This is a genomic window from Kitasatospora sp. NBC_01266, from assembly GCF_036242395.1.
Taxonomy (GTDB): domain Bacteria; phylum Actinomycetota; class Actinomycetes; order Streptomycetales; family Streptomycetaceae; genus Kitasatospora.
On sequence record NZ_CP108458.1, the window covers coordinates 1,847,929 to 1,866,172 of the forward strand.

Consider the following 18,244-nt stretch of genomic DNA (forward strand, 5'->3'; position numbering starts at 1 on the left):
CGCGTGCGTCGATCTCAGGAGTCGGAAGGGTCGAGGGCCAGACGGATCAGGCTCTCCGCGTCGAGCGCGTCGATGTCGGGGGCGTCGGCAGCCGGCTCGGCGGCCACTGCGGACGGCGTGGGGCCCGGGTCGGTGGCCAGCCGCAGCAGTGCCTGTTCCAGGCCGGCCTCGCGCAGGCGCTGGAGCGGGATGGTGGCGATCAGGTCGCGGATCGCCGCCTCGGCCGGGTCGGTGGCCACCGCCTGGCCGCTGCCCGGGAAGAGCAGTTCGGCCAGGTGCTGGGCGAGCAGTTGCGGGGTGGGGTGGTCGAAGACCAGGGTGGCGGGCAGCCGCTGTCCGACGGCCTTGACCAGCCGGTTGCGCACCTCGACGGCGATGATCGAGTCGAACCCCAGCTCCCGGAAGGCCCGTTCGGCGGGCACGGCACCGGGCGAGTCGAACCGCAGCACCGCGGCCGCGTGGGTGCGGACCAGCTCGACCAGCGCCCGCACCCGCTCGGTCGGCGGGGTGGCGGCGAGCGTGGCCAGGTAGGCCGAACTCCGGTCCGCCGGCTGCTCGGGCGCCTCGGCGGCCGCGCTGAGCAACTGCCGCACCTCCGCCAGGTCGGCGACCAGCGGACGCGGCCGGGTGGCGGCGAACGCGGCGTGGAACCGAGGCCAGTCCAAGTCGGCCACGGCGAGCAGGACTTCACCCTGCTCCAGGGCCTGGCGCAGCGCGGCGACCGCCCGCTGCGGGTCCATCGCCCGCAGGCCCCGGCGCAGCATCCGCTCGGTGGCGGCGCCCTGCGCCATCCCCGGGCCGTCCCACAGGCCCCAGGCGACCGAGGTGACCGGTCGGCCCTGGGCGGCCCGGTTCTCGGCGAAGGCGTCCAGGAAGGCGTTGGCGGCGGCGTAGGCGCCCAGACCGGTGCTGCCCCAGACGGCGGCGTTGGAGGAGAAGAGGACGAAGGCCTCCAACTGCTCGCCCAGGACGGCCTCGATCGCGCGGGTCGCGGCCACCTTGGCGGTGGCGGAGTCGGCCAGCAGGTCGGTGGTCGTCTCGTCCAGGGTCGCCGTCCAGCCGGCGCCGGCGGCGTGGAAGACCGCCCGGATCGGCTCGCCGCCCGCCGCCTCCACCGAGGCCACCAGTGCGGTCAGCGCGGCCTGGTCGGCCACCTCGCAGGCGGCGAGGGTGACCTGGGCGCCGAGCTGCCGGAGTTCGGCGCACAGTTCCTCGGCGCCGGGCGCCTCGGGGCCGCTGCGGCTGACCAGCACCAGGTGCTCGGCCCCGGCAACGGCCAGCCAGCGGGCGACGTGGCCGCCGATGGCGCCGGTGCCGCCGGTGATCAGCACGGTGCCGTGCGGGCGCCAGGGCGCGTTCGTGGCGCGGGTCGGCTGCGGGGCGCGGGTCGGCTGCGGGGCGCGGTTCAGGCGCCGGACGTGGATCCCGGACGGGCGGATCGCCAGCTGGTCCTCGGTGCCGTCGTCGCACGGCAGACCGGCGAGCACGGCGCCCAGGCGCTCGGCGCTGCGCCCGTCCCACTGCTCCGGGAGGTCGACCAGGCCGCCCCAGCGCTCGGGGTGCTCCAGACCGACCACCCGGCCGAGCCCCCAGAGCTGGGCCTGGCTCAGGTCCAGCGGCTCGGCGCCGGGCTCCGTGCTGACGGCACCCCGGGTGGCCAGCCAGAGCGGCGCGGTGCTCCGGACCTGGCCGAGCGCCTGCACCAGGGCCAGGCTGCCGGCCAGACCGCGCGGGACGTCCTGGGCGGTGGGCGAGGTGTCCAGGGCCAGCAGGCAGAGCACGCCGTCCACCGGACCGGCGGCGCGCAGCAGGTCGACGAAGTGCGCGGTCTCGGCATCGGTGGCGGCGACGGTGCGCTCGATCACCTCGGCGCCGGCCTTGCCGAGCGCGACCGCGCAGTCCTGCACCAGAGCGCCGTCGACGGCGGGTGAGCTGACGATCAGCCAGTTACCGCCGAGACCAGCGGGGTTGGACGGGTCGGCGATCGGGCGCCAGTCGATCCGGTAGCGCCAGTCGGTGATGGCCGCGCTGTCGGTGCGCTCGCGGCGCCAGGCGGCGATGGCCGGCAGCGCCTCGCTCAGCGGGCGCTCCAGGTCCACACCGAGGGTAGCGGCGAGCTCGCCGCTCTCCACCGCGCGCCAGAACTCGCCGTCCGAGGAGGCGGCTTCGGCGGCAGTGGCCGGCGCGGCGGCGTCCAGCAACCAGTAGTGCTCGTGCTGGAAGGGGTAGGAGGGCAGGTCGACGTGTCCGGCGGCGGTGAGCAGCCGGGTCCAGTCGACGGTGGCGCCGTTGACGAAGGCCTCGGCGAGCGAGGTCAGGAAGCGGGTGGCGTCGCCCTGTTCGCGGCGCAGGGTGCCGAGCGCGATGCCGCCGCCGTTGGCGTCCAGGGTGTCCTGGACTCCGACGGTGAGGACGGGGTGCGGGCTGGACTCCACGAAGACGCGGTGTCCGGCCTTGGCCAGTTCGGCGATGGCGTCCTGGAGCCGGACCGGGTGGCGCAGGTTCTCGTACCAGTAACGCCCGCCCAGCTCACCGGGCTTGACCCAGTCGGCGGTGTAGGTGGAGAACATCGGGATGGCGGGCGCCAAGCCGGTGATGGGAGCCAGCGCCTCGGTGATCTCCGCCTCCAGCAGCTCCATCTGGGCCGAGTGCGAGGCGTAGTCCACCTTCACCCGGCGGGCATCGACGCCCGCCTCGGCGCAGACCACCATGAACTCGTCCAGCGCGGCAGCCTCACCCGAGACCACCACCGAGCCGGGACCGTTGACGGCGGCGATGCCGACCCGGCCCTCGAACCCGGCCAGCAGCTCACCGACCTTCTCAGCGGAGGCGAAGAGCGACACCATGCCACCCGAACCAGCCACCCGCGCCAGCGCCTTGGCCCGCAGCGCCACGACGCGGGACGCGTCCTCCAGCGAGAGCGCGCCGGCCACGCAGGCGGCCGCGATCTCACCCTGCGAGTGACCCACCACAGCCGACGGCGTGATCCCCATCGAACGCCACAACGCCGCCAACGACACCATCACCGCGAAGAGCACCGGCTGCACCACGTCAACCCGCTCCAGCAACGCGACATCCGTCAGCGCATCCTCCAACCGCCAGTCCACGAAAGGCGCCAGCGCCGCCGAGCACGCCGCGATCGACTCCGCGAACACCGGCGAAGCCGCCAGCAGCCCCGACGCCATCCCCACCCACTGCGAACCCTGACCCGGGAAGACCAGCACCACCCCACCGTCACCGACCGCCCGACCGGTCACCTGCTCACCACCGAGCAGCACCGCCCGGTCCTCGAACACCGACCGACCGCGCACCAGCGCCGCCCCGACCGCCGCCAACTCCCCGTCGACAGCGGCGAACCGCTCGATCTGCGCCCGCAGCGCCGGCTCACCCTTGCCCGACAGCACCAACGGCACCACCGAGGCATCGAGCACCGGCCGCTCGGCAACTGCTTCTGACGTCACGTCAACTACCTGCTCCAGGATCACATGCGCGTTCGTCCCGCTGATCCCGAACGAGGAGACCGCCGCCCGCCGCACCCGCCCGGTCTGTGGCCAGGCCGTCCGCTCGCGCAGCAGCTCCACCGCGCCCGCCGACCAGTCCACGTGCGGCGAGGGCGCGTCCACGTGCAGGGTCTGCGGCAGCACCCCGTGCCGGAGCGCCTGCACGGTCTTGATCACACTCGCCACGCCCGAAGCCGCCTGGGTGTGGCCGATGTTGGACTTCAGCGAGCCGAGCCAGAGCGGCCGGTCCGCCGGGTGCTCCTGGCCGTAGGTGGCCAGCAGCGCCTCGGCCTCGATCGGGTCGCCGAGTGAGGTGCCGGTGCCGTGCGCCTCCACCGCGTCGACCTGGTCCGCCGTCAGGCCGGCGGCTGCCAGCGCCTGCCGGATCACCCGCTCCTGCGCCGGACCGCTGGGCGCGGCAAGGCCGTTGCTCGCGCCGTCCTGGTTGATCGCGCTGCCGCGCACCACCGCGAGCACCTGATGGCCCAGCCGCCGCGCCTCGCTGAGCCGCTCCACCAGCAGCATGCCCACGCCCTCGGCCAGGCCCATGCCGTCCGCGCCGGCCGCGAAGGCCTTGCAGCGGCCGTCCTTGGCGAGCCCGCGCTGGCGGCTGAAGGCGACCAGGGTGCGCGGGTTGTACATCACCGCCACGCCGCCGACCAGCGCCATGGTGCACTCACCCCGGTTGAGCGACTGTCCGGCCAGGTGCAGCGCGACCAGCGAGGAGGAGCAGGCCGTGTCCAGCGTGATCGCGGGGCCTTCGAGGCCCATGGTGTAGGCGACCCGGCCGGAGGCGACGCTGGAGACCGAGCCGGTCAGCAGGTGGCCTTCCGAGCCGGCCGGCAGCGCGCTCAGACCGGTGCCGTAGTCCTGGTAGTTGATGCCGACGAAGACACCGGCCTTACTACCGCGCAGCGAGAGCGGATCGATCCCGGCCCGCTCGACGGCCTCCCAGGAGGTCTCGAGCAGCAGCCGTTGCTGCGGGTCCATCACCTGCGCCTCGCGCGGCGAGATGCCGAAGAAGCCGGCGTCGAACTTGCCCGCGTCGTAGAGGAATCCGCCGTGCCGCACATAGCTGGTGCCGTCCCGGTCCGGGTCCGGGTCGTAGAGCGCGCCGAGGTCCCAACCCCGGTCGCCGGGCAGGCCGGCGATGGCGTCGCCGCCGCCGTCGACCAACCGCCAGAGATCCTCCGGGGAGTTGACCCCGCCGGGGAAGCGGCAGGCCATGCCGACGATCGCGATCGGCTCTTCGTCCGTAGCGGTGGCTGCGGCGGTAGCCGTGGCGGCCGGTGCCGCTGCCGCCGTGCCGATGAGCAGCGTGTGCAGGTGGCGGGCCAGTGCCTGGGGCGTGGGGTGGCTGAAGACCAGCGCGGCGGGCAGCCGCAGGCCGGTGGCGGCGCCCACCCGGTTGCGCAGCTCGACGGAGGTCAGCGAGTCCATCCCGCTCTCGCGGAACGCGCGGTCGGCCTGGACACCGTTCCCCGCCTGGTGGCCGAGCACGGCGGCGGCCTCGCTGACCACCAGCTCCAGCAGCGCCTTGAGCTGGTCGTTCTCGTTCAGGCCGCGCAGCCGTTCGGCCAGCGCGGAGGAGGAGGGCGCGGGCCGGGCGCCGCCGGTGCTCGCGGCAACCGGGGCCTGGCCGGCGGGCCGGGCCTCGGGGATACCGGCCAGCAGCGGGCGCGGGCGGGCGGAGGTGAAGATCGGGCCGAACCTCGGCCAGTCCACCTCGGCGAGCGCGATGGTGGTCTCGTCGTGGTCCAGCGCCTGCTGCATGCCGAGCAGGGCCAGGCGCGGCGCGATGGTGGGCAGGCCGTGCCGGGCCGGGCGGTCCGGGTCGACGCCGGCCGGGGTGCAGCCGTCCCAGACGCCCCAGGCGATCGAGATCGCCGAACGTCCGCGTGCCCGGCGCCGTTCGGCCACCGCGTCCAGGTAGCCGTTGCCGGCGGCGTAGGTGCCGTGGTCGCCGCTGCCCCAGAGGCCGGCGACCGAGGAGAAGAGCACGAAGGCGTCCACCGAGTCGCGGTCGAGCAGCTCGTCCAGGTAGTCGGCGGTGCCGGACTTGGAGGCCATCGTGTCGTCGAACTCCTGGAGGCTGACGCCCTCCAGCGGGCCGAGCTTGATGTAGGCGGCGGCGTGCACCACCGCGCGGATCTCCGGCCCGTCGGCCTCCACCCGCTCGATCAACGCGGCCAGTTCGGCGCGGTCGCCGACGTCGCAGCTGGCGATGGTCAGCCGGGCGCCCAGTTCCTCGGTCTGCGCCCGCAGTTCGGCGAACTCCGGTGCGTCGGCGGGCCGCCGGGTGGTCAGCACCAGGTGCTCGGCGCCGCCACCGGCCAGCCAGCGGACCAGGTGCGGGCCGATCGCTCCGGTGCCACCGGTCACCAGCACGGTGCCGCGCGGCTGCCAGGTGCGCACCGGCGGGGTGTCGGCGAGCGGTGCGCGCTCCAGGCGGCGCAGCAGCAGGCCGGTGGGCCGGATGGCGACCTGGTCCTCGGCATCGTGGGCCAGCACCGCGCAGAGCCGGCCGGCCGCCCGCGCGTCGAGGTGCTCGGGGAGGTCGACCAGACCGCCCCAGCGGTCCGGGTACTCCAGTGCGGCGGTCCGGCCCAGGCCCCAGACCTGCTGCTGGGCGGGCGCGGACAGCACCTCGCCGGCGCCGACCGAGACCGCGCCCCGGGTCGCGCACCAGAGCGGGGCGTCCACTCCGGCGTCGCCGAGTGCCTGGAGCAGCACCAGGGTGCCCGCCACGCCGGTCAGCAGGTGCGGGGCGGCGGGAGCTGGCGTGCCGTCCAGCGCGAGCAGCGAGAGCGCGGCGTCCACCGGCCCGGCCGCGCGGAGCAGGGCGGTCAGCGCGGACCGGTCCAGGGCGGCCGCGCCGACGGGCAGGGTGACCAGCTCGGCGCCGGCGGCGCTCAGTGCGGCCTCGACCTGCGCGGGCAGTTCGCCGGCCGTGCCGTCCTGGGGCAGGATCAGCAGCCAACGGCCGGTCAGCCGGGCGGAGTCCGGCTCACCGGTCGGGTGCCAGGCGATCCGGTAGCGCCAGGAGTCGAGCACCGCGCTGTCCCGGCGGCCACGGCGCCAGTCGGCGAGCGCGGGCAGCAGGGTGCTGATCGACTGGTCGCCGGCCACGCCGAGGGTCTCGGTGAAGGCGGCCAGGTCGCCGCTCTCCACGGCGCGCCAGAACTCGCTGTCGGCCGCGTCGGCTTCGGCGACGGCGGCCGGGGCGGCGCTGGAGCCGTCCAGCCAGAACCGCTCGCGCTGGAAGGGGTAGGTGGGCAGCTCGACCTGGGCGGAGGAGGTCAGCACCCGCGACCAGTCCACCGTGGCGCCGTTGACGAAGGCCTCGGCCACGGAGGTCAGGAACCGGGTGGCGTCGCCCTGTTCGCGGCGCAGGGTGCCGAGCGCGATACCGCCGCCGTTCTCCTCCAGAGTGTCCTGCACGCCGACGGTGAGCACCGGGTGCGGGCTGGACTCCACGAAGACGCGGTGCCCGGCCTTGGCCAGCTCGGTCACCGCCTGCTGGAGGTGGACCGGGTGGCGCAGGTTCTCGTACCAGTAACGGGCGCCCAGCTCACCGGGCTTGACCCACTCGCCGGTGTACGTGGAGAGCATCGGGATGGTGGGTGCCAGGCCGGAAATCGGAGCGAGTGCCTGGAGGATCTCGTCCTCCAGGATCTCCATCTGCGCGGAGTGCGAGGCGTAGTCGACGTTGACCCGGCGGGCGTCCACGCCGGCCGTGGCGCAGACCGCCATGAACTCGTCCAGCGCGGCGGCCTCACCGGAAACCACCACCGAGCCGGGGCCGTTGACGGCGGCGATGCCGACCCGGCCCTCGAACCCGGCCAGCAGCTCACCCGCCGTCGAAGCGGAGGCGAAGAGCGACACCATGCCACCCGAACCCGCCACCCGCGCCAGCGCCTTGGCCCGCAGCGCGACCACCCGCGACGCGTCCTCCAGCGACAACGCACCCGCCACACAAGCAGCCGCGATCTCACCTTGCGAATGGCCGACCACCGCCGAAGGCGTGACGCCCATCGAATGCCACAACGCCGCCAGCGAGACCATGACGGCGAACAGCACCGGCTGCACCACGTCAACCCGCTCCAGCAGCAAAGCATCCGCGAGCGCGTCCTCCAACGACCAGTCCACGAAAGGCGCCAGCGCCGCCGAGCAGGCCGCGATCGACTCCGCGAACACCGGCGAAGCCGCCATCAGCGCCGACGCCATCCCGACCCACTGCGAACCCTGACCCGGGAAGACCAGCACCACCCCGCCGTCACCGACCGCCCGACCGGTCAGCTGCTGGTCGCCCAGCAGCACCGCCCGGTCCTCCAGCACGGCACGCCCACGGACCAGCGCCGCAGCCACCGCCGCCGGGTCACCTTCAACCGCCGACAGCCGCTCGAGCTGCGCCCGAAGCGCCGCCTCGCCCTTGCCCGACAGCACCAGCGGCAGCACCGAGGCATCCACCACCGGGCGCTCGGCAACGGTTTCTGACAGTTCGTCAGGCGCCTGCTCCAGGATCACATGCGCGTTGGTCCCGCTGATCCCGAACGAGGAGACCCCGGCCCGGCGCGGCCGCCCGGTCTGCGGCCACGCCACCGCCTCGGTGAGCAGCCGCACCCCACCCGCCGACCAGTCCACGTGCGGGGTCGGCTCGTCCACGTGCAGCGTGCGCGGCAGCACGCCACCGCGCATCGCCAGCACCATCTTGATCACGCCCGCCACCCCGGCGGCGGCGGCCGTGTGGCCGATGTTCGACTTCACCGAGCCGAGCCAGAGCGGCTGGTCCGCCGCCCGTCCCTGGCCATAGGTGGCCAGCAGCGCCTGCGCCTCGATCGGGTCACCCAGCGGGGTACCGGTGCCGTGCGCCTCGATCGCGTCGACCTCGCCCGCCGCGAGGCCCGCGTTGAGCAGGGCGCGACGGATCATCCGCTGCTGCGACGGGCCGTTCGGCGCCGTCAGACCGTTCGAAGCGCCGTCCTGGTTGACGGCCGAACCGCGCACCACGGCCAGCACCCGATGGCCCAGCCGCTGCGCGTCGCTGAGCCGCTCCACCAGCAGCATGCCCACGCCCTCGGCCGGGCCGAAGCCGTCGGCCCCCGCCGCAAAGGCCTTGCAGCGCCCGTCGGCGGCCAGGCCGCGCTGGCGGCCGAGGTCGACGAAGATGCCCGGCTGGGACATCACGGTGACACCGCCGGCCAGCGCCATCGCGCACTCGCCCCGGCGCAGCGACTGCACGGCCAGGTGCAGCGCCACCAGCGAGGAGGAGCAGGCGGTGTCCACGGTCACCGCCGGGCCCTCCAGGCCCAGGCTGTAGGCGATCCGGCCGGAGGCGACGCTGAGTTGATTGCCCGTCAGCAGGTAGCCCTCGTGCTCGCCGGGGGCCGCGTGCATCGGCGGACCGTAGTCGGGGGCCAGCGAGCCGATGAAGGTGCCGACTTGGGTACCGCGCACCGAGTCGGGGGCGATGCCGGCTCGCTCCAGGCTCTCCCAGGCGGTCTCCAGCAACAGCCGCTGCTGCGGGTCCATGGCCAGCGCCTCGCGCGGCGAGATGCCGAACAGCCCGGCGTCGAACTCACCGGCGTCGTAGAGGAATCCACCGGCCCGCACATAGGAGGCGCCGGGGCGCTCGGAGTCGGCGTGCTGCAGGGTGGCCAGGTCCCAACCACGGTCGGTGGGGAAGGCGGAGACGGCGTCGCGGCCCTCCGCCACCAGTTCCCAGAACTCCTCGGGCGTGCGGACCCCGCCGGGGAACCGGCAGGACATGCCGACGATGGCGATCGGTTCGCTGCCGCTCTCCTCCAGCTCCTGCAGCCGGCGCCGCGCCTGACGCAGGTCCGCAGTCGCCCGCTTGAGGTAGTCGCGCAGCTTCTGCTCGGTGGTCATAGCCTTCAGCTCCTCGGGAGTTGCCAGGACGGCGGGGCAGCACGGTGGCGTGGTAAAGGGGTGGTTCGGCGAGGCTCGGGCGGCGGGCTCAGGAGAGCCCGAGGTCGTTGTCGAGCAGCTCGAACAACTCCTCGTCGCTGGCGTCGTCCAGGTCGTGCTCCGGCTCCGCCTGCTCGGCCTGCGCGGCACCGGAGTTGGTGCCCCAGCCGGCCAGGAATCCGTAGAGCCGGGCGGCGATCGCGCCGCGCTGCTCGGCCCCCTCGGGGACCTCGCGCAGCACCCGCTCCAGCCGCTCCAGCTCCGCGAACAGGTCGGTGGCGGACGAACCCCGGGACGAGGCCCCGGACGAGCCCCCGGACGAACCCCCGGGCGCGCCGCCGGCCGGGGTGGCGGCCGTGCTGTCGGGCGCCGTGCCCTGCTGTGGCGCGGTGGCCTCGACCAGGTACTGGATCAGGGCCGCGACGGTCGGGTGGTCGAAGATCACGGTGACCGGCAGCCGGACGCCGGTGGCCGCGCCGAGCCGGTTGCGCAGCTCGACGGCGGTCAGCGAGTCGAAGCCCAGGTCGGTGAAGGCCCGTTCGACCCCGACGCCGTCCGGCGAGCTGTGCCCGAGCACACCGGCGGTGTGCTCGCGGACCAGCGTGGCCAGCACCCGGTGGCGCTCGGCGGCCGGCAGTGCGGCCAGCCGCTCGGCCTGCGAGGCCTGCTGGCGAGCGCCCAGCTCGGCCGGCGCGCGCTTCACCGGCGCCCGGACCAGGCCGCGCAACAGCGGGTTGACCGTCCCGGCGGCGGCCCGGACCCGCAGCGCGGGCAGGTCGAGCCGGACCGGGGCGAGCACCGCGTCGGCGTGCCCGAGCGCGGCGTGCCCGAGCGCGGCGTGCCCGAGCGCGGCATCGAAGAGCGCCATCCCCTCGGCCTCGCCGAGCAGCGGCAGGCCGGAGCGGGCCAGGCGGTCGAGGTCGGCGGCGTCCAGGTGCTCGGTCATCCCGCCGTCCTGCGCCCACGGGCCCCAGGCCAGCGAGAGGCCCGGCAGTCCGAGCGCGCGGCGGCGGTGCGCCAGCGCGTCCAGGAAGGCGTTGGCGGCGGCGTAGTTCGCCTGGCCGGGGCCACCGAGCAGGCCCATCACCGAGGAGTAGGTGACGAAGTGGGTCAGCTCGGCGTCGCGGGTCAACTCGTGCAGGTGCCAGGCGGCGTCGGCCTTCGGTCGCAGCACGGCGTCCAGCCGCTCGGGGGTGAGCGAGGTGACCACCGTGTCGTCCAGCGCGCCGGCGGTGTGGATCACGGCGGTCAGCGGGTGCGCGGCCGGCAGCGCGGCGAGCAGCGCGGCGAGCTGGTCCCGGTCGGCCACGTCGCAGGCCGCGAGGGTCACCTCGGCTCCGGCGGCGGCGAGTTCGGCGTGCAGCTCGGCGGCGCCGGGGGCCTGCGCGCCCCGGCGGCTGACCAGCAGCAGGTGCCGGGCGCCGTGCCGGGCGACCAGGTGACGGGCCGCCAGCGCGCCGAGCGAGCCGGTGCCGCCGGTGATCAGCACAGTGCCGTCGGGGTCCAGTGCGGGGGCCTGCTCAGGCTCGGGCCGGGACGCGGCGGCGGTCCGGGCCAGCCGGGGTGCCAGCGCCTGCTCGCCGCGCAGCGCGAGCTGCGGTTCGGCGCTGCCGAGTGCGGCGGCCAGCGCGGCGGGCGTGGGCGGCTCGGTGTCGACGTCCAGCAGCACGATCCGGCCCGGGTGCTCCGACTGCGCCGAGCGCAGCAGGCCCCAGACCGCGGCGGCGGCCAGGTCGGTCTCGGGGTCGGCGGCGCTGCCGGTGGCCAGCGCGCCCCGGGTCACCACGACCAGGCGGGCCGCGTCCAGGCGGTCGTCGCCGAGCCAGCTCTGCACGAGCTCCAGCGCCCGGTAGGCGGCCGAGCGGACCTCCGCCGGTGGCCGGCTGCCGGGCGCTGCGGCCAGCGCGTAGGCGATCACGGTGCGCTCGGTGGCCGCCAACTCGCCGTCGGGGGCCAGCGACTGCGCGAAGGTGTCGAAGTCGGGGTAGCGGTCGGTGCGCAGCCCGGCCCGCTCCAGCACGGGGACCAGCTCGAAGCGGTCGGCGCCGAGCAGCGCCCAGCAGTCCGCCAGCGGGGCGGGACCTGCTGAACGGTCCGGCTCGACCGGCCGCCACTCCAGGCGGTACAGCGGGAGTTGGCGACCGCTCGCCCCGGTGAGGGCGCCGGGGGCCACCGGGCGGAAGCTGAGCGAGCGCACCTGCCCGACCGGGTCGCCCAGCCCGTCGGCGAGCAGCAGCGAGACGCTGTCGGGGCCGTCCGGCGTGACCCGGACGCGCAGCGAACCGGCGCCCGGGGCCTCGATGCTGACGCCGGTGAAGGCGAACGGCAGCAGCAGCGGCCCGGGTTCGCCGCCGGCCCGGGGGTTGGAGGCGAGCAGCGCGGCGTGCAGGGCCGCGTCCAGCAGCGCGGGGTGCAGGGCGTAGTCGCCCGCCTGCGCCTGGAACTCGGCGGGCAGCGCCACCTCGGCGCAGATCTCCTCGCCCAGCTGCCAAGCGGCGCGCAGGCCTTGGAAGGCGGGGCCGTACTCGTAGCCACGGGCGGCCAGCGCCGCGTAGCCGGCCTCGATGTCCAGCGGGACGGCGGCGGCGGGCGGCCAGCTCGCGGCCGCGCCGGGTCCGGCGAGCGGCCTGGGGGCGGCGAGCGGCGCGGGGACGGCGAGCGGCGCGGGGACGGCGAGCGGCTCAGGGACAGCGGCGGTGAGCAGGCCGGTGGCGTGCCGGGTCCACCGGGCCTCGGCGATCGACTCGCCGTGGTCGGCCCGGTCGGTGCAGGAGTGGACCTCGACGCTCCGTTCACCGCGCTCCCCGACGGCGCCGGCCCGGACCTGGATCCGCACCTCGCCCTCCTCGGGGATCACCAGCGGTGCCTCCAGGGCGAGTTCCTCGACCGCCTGGGCGCCGAGCAGCCGCGCCGCCTGGTGGCAGAGTTCGACCAGGCCGGTGCCGGGGAGCAGCACCGTCCCGGCGGCGGCGTGGTCGGCCAGCCAGGGGTGGGTGCGCAGCGAGAGCCGACCGCTCAGCAGGGCGCCGTCACCGGCCGCGAAGGGCGCGGCGGTACTCAGCAGCGGGTGGGCGAGCGGCAGCAGGCCCAGCTCGGCGGGGTCGCCGGCCGAGGCCTGGCGGGCCGGGGGCCAGTGGTCCTGGCGCTGGAAGGCGTAGGTGGGCAGTTCGACCCGCCCGGCACCGGTGATCAACGTGCTCCAGTCGACGTCCACGCCGCTCACGTGGGCCTGGGCCAGCGAGCGGACGAAGCGCCCGGCGCCGCCTTCGTCGCGCCGCAGCGTGCCCACGGCCACCCCGCCGAGGCCGAGTTCGGCCAGCGTGTCCTCGATCGCGGGGACCACCACGGGATGGGCGCTGACCTCCACGAAGGTGCGGTGGCCGGCCTTGGCCAACTGCTCGACGGCGTCCTGGAAGAGCACGGGGTAGCGCAGGTTCTCGTACCAGTAGTCGGCGGTCAGCTCCGGACCCGACAGCCACTCGCCGCGGATCGTGGAGAGCATCGGGACGCTGCCGGTGCGCGGCACCACCGAGGAGAGCGCCGCCTTCACCTCCGCCTCCACCGGCGCCACCTCCGGCGAGTGCGACGGGAAGGCGGCCGCGATCCGCCGCGCCCGCACCCCCTGCGCCTCGCACAGCTCCAGCAACCGGTCCAGCGCCGCGAACTCGCCCGACACCGCCACCGTCGAGGGCCCGTTCACCGCCGCGACATACAGTCGGCCGCCGACCTCGGCGACCAGTTCGTCGACCCGCGCCCGGGAGGCGAACAGCGACACCATGCTGCCCACGTGCGCGATCTGCTCCATCACCTGCGCCCGCAGCACACTGATCCGCGCCGCGTCCGCCAGCGAGAGCACCCCCGCCACGTGCGCGGCCGCCACCTCGCCCTGCGAATGCCCGACCACCGCGGCCGGTTCCACTCCGGCCGCCCGCCACACCGCCGCCAGCGAGACCATCACCGCGAACAGCACCGGCTGCAGCACCCGGACACCGGCGAACTCGGTGCCGTCACCCGCCAGCACCTCGGTCAGCGACCAGTCCACCAGGCCGTCCAGCGCCGCCTCGCAGGCCGCGATCGACGCCGCGAAGACCGGCGAGCAGGCCGTCAACTCCCGGGCCATCCCGACCCACTGCGTCCCCTGCCCCGGGAAGACGAAGACCGGCCGTCCGCCGCCCGCCGCCACTCCCCGCAGCACGCCGGGGAATTCCGCGTCGGCCGCCAGTTCCCGGACACCGTCCAGCAGTTCGGCCAGATCCTCACCCAGCACCACCGCCCGGTTCTCGAAGATCGACCGCTCGCGCAGCAGCGCCCCGGCCACCGCCACGGGATCCAGCTCGCCGGCCACCGTCGCCAGCCGACCCGCCTGCCCCCGCAGTGCCGCCTCGCCGCGTCCGGAGAGCAGCCAGGGGGTGGCCGCCAGGGCCATGATCGGCTGCTTGGTCGCGGTAGTTGACGGAACATCAGAACCGGGCGCCTGCTCGATGATCGCGTGCGCGTTGGTGCCGCTGATCCCGAAGGAGGAGACCGCGCCACGGCGCGGCCGGTCCAGCTCCGGCCAGGCGCGGGCCTCGGTCAGCAGCCGCACCGCGCCCGCCGACCAGTCCACCCGGGAGGTCGGCGCGTCCACGTTCAGGGTGCGCGGCAGCACGCCGTGCCGCAGCGCCAGCACCATCTTGATCACGCCGGCGACACCGGCGGCCGCCTGGGTGTGGTTCAGGTTGGACTTGAGCGAGCCGAGCCAGAGCGGCTGCTCCGGGTCCCGGTCGCGGCCGTAGGTGGCCAGCAGCGCCTGCGCCTCGATCGGGTCGCCCAGCTTGGTGCCGGTGCCGTGCGCCTCCACCACGTCGACCTGATCGGCCGTCAGTTCGGCGTCCACCAGCGCCTGGCGGATCACCTTGCGCTGAGCAAGGCCGTTGGGGGCCGTCAGGCCGTTGGAGGCGCCGTCCTGGTTGGCGGCCGTGCCGCGCACCACTGCGAGGATCGGGTGGCCCAAGCGCCGCGCGTCCGAGAGGCGGGCGACCAGCAGCATGCCGACGCCCTCGCCCCAGCCGGTGCCGTCCGCCGTCTCGGCGAAGGCCTTGCAGCGGCCGTCGGGCGACAGCGCCTGCTGGCGGCTCAGCTCGACGAACATCCCGGGGGTCGGCATCAGCGCCGCGCCACCCGCGAGCGCCAGGTCGCACTCGCCGCGCCGCAGCGCCTGGACGGCCAGGTGCAGCGCCACCAGCGAGGAGGAGCAGGCGGTGTCCACGGTCAGGGCCTGGCCTTCGAGGCCGAGCAGGTAGGCGATCCGGCCGGAGGCCAGGCTGATCGAGGCGCCGGTCAGCCGGTGGCCGTCGGTCCCGTCACCGGACTCGTACAGCCGGGGCCCGTACTGGGCGTCGGTGGCGCCGACGAAGACGCCGGTGCGGGTGCCGCGCAGATCGGCCGGGACGATGCCGGCCCGCTCGACGGCCTCCCAGGAGGTCTCCAGCAGCAGCCGCTGCTGCGGGTCCATCGCCTGCGCCTCGCGCGGCGAGATGCCGAAGAAGCCGGCGTCGAAGCCGGCGATCCGCTCGATGAACGAGCCGTGCCGGGTGTAGGAGGCACCGGCGGCGGCCGGGTCGGTGTCGAAGAGCCGGTCCAGGTCCCAGCCGCGGTCGGTCGGGAACTCGGAGACGGTGCTGCGCTCGCCCTCGATCAGCTCCCAGAGCTGCTCGGGCGTGCTGATGCCGCCGGGGAAGCGGCAGCCGATGCCGAGGATGGCGATCGGCTCTCCCCCAGCCTGGCGGCTGGGAGGTGCCCCCATGGCCGCGGCGGAGCGGCGCGTGGCGGCCGGGCGGGCGGACTCCTCGTCCGGGTCGGTGCCGGACCGGGCGGCGTCGAGGTGGCGGGCCAGCGCGCGGGCGGTGGGGTGGTCGAAGGTGACCGTCATCGGCAGCGCCAGGCCCGTCGCCTCGCCCAGCTGGGTGCGCAGCCGGACGGCGAGCAGCGAGTCGAAGCCCAGGTCGCGGAAGGAGAGGTCCGGGTCGACCAGTTCGGCCGAGGCGTGCCCGAGTAGCGCGGCGGCGTGCGCGCGGACCAGCGCCAGCGAGTCACCCGCGGCGGCCGGCCCGGTCGGCTCAAACCGCGCGGCCGGCTCGACGGAAGTGGTCGCGGCGATCGTGGTGCCGGCACTCGCGGCGTCGGCGGCGAACCAGTGACGGCGGCGCTGGAAGGCGTAGCTCGGCAGGTCGGTCAGCCGGGCGCCGCTGCCCGCGAGCAGTGCGGTCCAGTCGATCGCGGCGCCCCGGGTCCAGGCACCCGCGACGGCGGCGAGCAGCGCCCGCGCCTCGGGCTCGTCCCCGTGCAGCAGCGGGAGCGACACCGTGCCGTCCGGGACGAGGGCGGAGAGCACGCTGTCGGGGCCCAACTCCAGGAAGGTGCGCACCCCCTGCTCCTGCAGCGTGCGCACGCCGTCGCCGAAGCGGACGGCCTCGCGGACGTGGCGCACCCAGTAGTCGGCCGAGGTGAGGTCCTCGAAGCCGCCGGTGAGATTCGAGACCACCGGGATGCGCGGCGCGCGGTAGGTCAGCGACTCGGCGACCGCCCGGAACTCCGCCAACATCGGGTCCATCAGCGCCGAGTGGAACGCGTGGCTGACCGTGAGGCGCTTGACCTTGCGGCCCTCCGCCCGCCATGCGGCCTCCAGCGCCGCGACCTCCGCCTCGACGCCCGAAACCACCACCGCCGCAGGCCCATTGACGGCAGCGACGTCCACTGCTTCGCCCAGCGCCGCCCGGACCTCCTGCTCGCTCCCCTGCACCGCGAGCATCGCGCCACCGGACGGCAGCGCCTGCATCAGCCGGCCACGCGCCGCCACCAGCTTGCACGCGTCTTCGAGCGACCAGACCCCCGCCAGATACGCCGCCGCCAACTCGCCGATCGAGTGGCCCGCCAGGTAGTCCGGGGTGACCCCCCACGACTCCAGCAGCCGGAACAGCGCCACCTCGATCGCGAACAACCCGGCCTGCGTGTAGACGGTCTGGTCGAGCAGCTCCGACTCGGCGTCGAACAGCACCTCGCGCAGCGGCCGGTCCAGCACACCGTCGAACTGCCCGCAGACCTCGTCCAGCGCCGCCGCGAACACCGGGAACGCGTCGTACAACTCCCGCCCGGCCCCGGCCCGCTGGCTGCCCTGCCCGGCGAGGAGCAGCGCGATCCGCCGCTCCCCGCCCGCCGTGCCACCGCTCACCCCGGCCGCGGGCAGCCCGGCCGCCAGCGCGTCCAGACCCCGCAGCAGCTCCTCGCGATCGCGGCCGACCACCGCCGCCCGCTGCTCCAGCGCGGCCCGGGTGGTCGCCAAGGAGAGTGCCAGGTCGGCGGGTTCGGCCTCCGGCCGCTCGTCCAGGTACGCCCGCAGCCGGGCCGCCTGGCCGCGCAGCCCGTCCTGTCCGCGCCCGGAGAGCGGCCAGACGAACAGCTCCGGCCGCACCCCGGCGTCCTCGGCACCGCCCGGGGAGGACGGCGCCTCGCCCAGCACCACATGGCAGTTGGTGCCGCCGATCCCGAAGGAGCTGACCCCGGCGACCAGCACCCGGTCCGGGTGCGGCCACGGCCCCAGATCACGCTGGACCGCAAGTCCGAGCTCCTCGAACGGGATCCGCGGGTTCGGGTTCTCGTGGTGCAGGCTCGCGGGCAGCTGACGGTTCGTCAGACTCAGCGCGGTCTTGATCAGTCCGGCGATCCCGGCGGCGCCCTCCAGATGCCCCAGGTTGGTCTTCACCGAGCCGACCCGCAGCGCCTGCCCGGCCGCCCGGCCCGCGCCCAGCGCGCCACCCAGCGCGGCGGCCTCCAGCGGGTCGCCGGTGGGCGTGCCGGTGCCGTGCAACTCCACGTACTGGACGGCCTGGTGGTCCACTCCGGCGCGGCTGCGGGCGGCCTCGATCACGGCGCGCTGCGCCTCGGGGTCGGGCACCGTCAGGCCCGCGCCGCCGCCGTCGTTGTTGACCGCGCTGCCGAGCACCAGGCAGTGGATCCGGTCGCCGTCGGCGAGCGCGGCGCTCAGCGGCTTGAGCACCACCAGCGCGCCGCCCTCGCCCTTCACGAAGCCGGCCGCGTCAGCGTCGAAGGTGCGGCAGCGCCCGTCCGGGGCCAGCACCCCGGCCCGGGCGGCGCGCAGCATGCTGTCGGGCGCCAGGTTGAGGTGGACCCCGCCGACCACGGCCAGGCCGCTCTCGCCACGGCGCAGGCTCTGGCAGGCCAGGTGGACCGCGACCAGCGAGGAGGACTGGCCGGTGTCCACGGTCAGACTGGGGCCGCGCAGGCCCAGGGTGTAGGAGAGGCGGTTGGCCAGCAGCGAGCGGGCCACGCCGGTGAAGGCGAACGGGCCAACCGCGTCCAGGCCGGCCCTGGCCTGGAGGATCGCGTAGTCGTCCAGGATCGCGCCGACGTAGACGCCGACCGGCTGGTGGCGCAGCGCGTCCGGGGCGATCCGGGCGTCCTCCAGTGCCTCCCAGCCGAGTTCGAGCAGCAGCCGCTGCTGCGGGTCCATCGCGGCGGCCTCGCGCGGCGAGACCCGGAAGAAGGTCTCGTCGAACCGGTCGACCTGGTCCAGGAACCCGCCGAACGGCGGGCACTCCTGCGGCAGTCCACCGTCGAAGCGGTCGGCGGGCGGGGCGCCGACGGCGTCCACGCCGTCCCGCAGCAGCTGCCAGAGGTCGGCGGGCCGCTGCGCACCGGGCAGCCGGCAGGCCATTCCGACCACCGCGATCGGCTCTTCGGTGATATCGGCAATGCCTTCGGGTCGTCCGGCGCGGGACTCGGGCCGAGTATTCGTCATTCCCTTTTCCAACCCCTTT

2 protein-coding genes are annotated in these 18,244 nt (G+C 75.2%); both read right to left on the bottom strand.

Annotated elements, in window-relative coordinates; genetic code table 11:
• Positions 1-14 precede the first annotated feature (14 nt).
• Complete coding sequence (locus OG403_RS07575; RefSeq protein WP_329562502.1) at positions 15-9,389, bottom strand: type I polyketide synthase; 9,375 nt, start codon at positions 9,387-9,389, stop codon at positions 15-17.
• An 88-nt stretch (positions 9,390-9,477) separates the two neighbouring features.
• Positions 9,478-18,225, bottom strand: a complete 8,748-nt coding sequence (locus tag OG403_RS07580; protein ID WP_329562503.1) for a type I polyketide synthase — start codon at positions 18,223-18,225, stop codon at positions 9,478-9,480.
• Between the last annotated feature and the right edge of the window lie 19 nt (positions 18,226-18,244).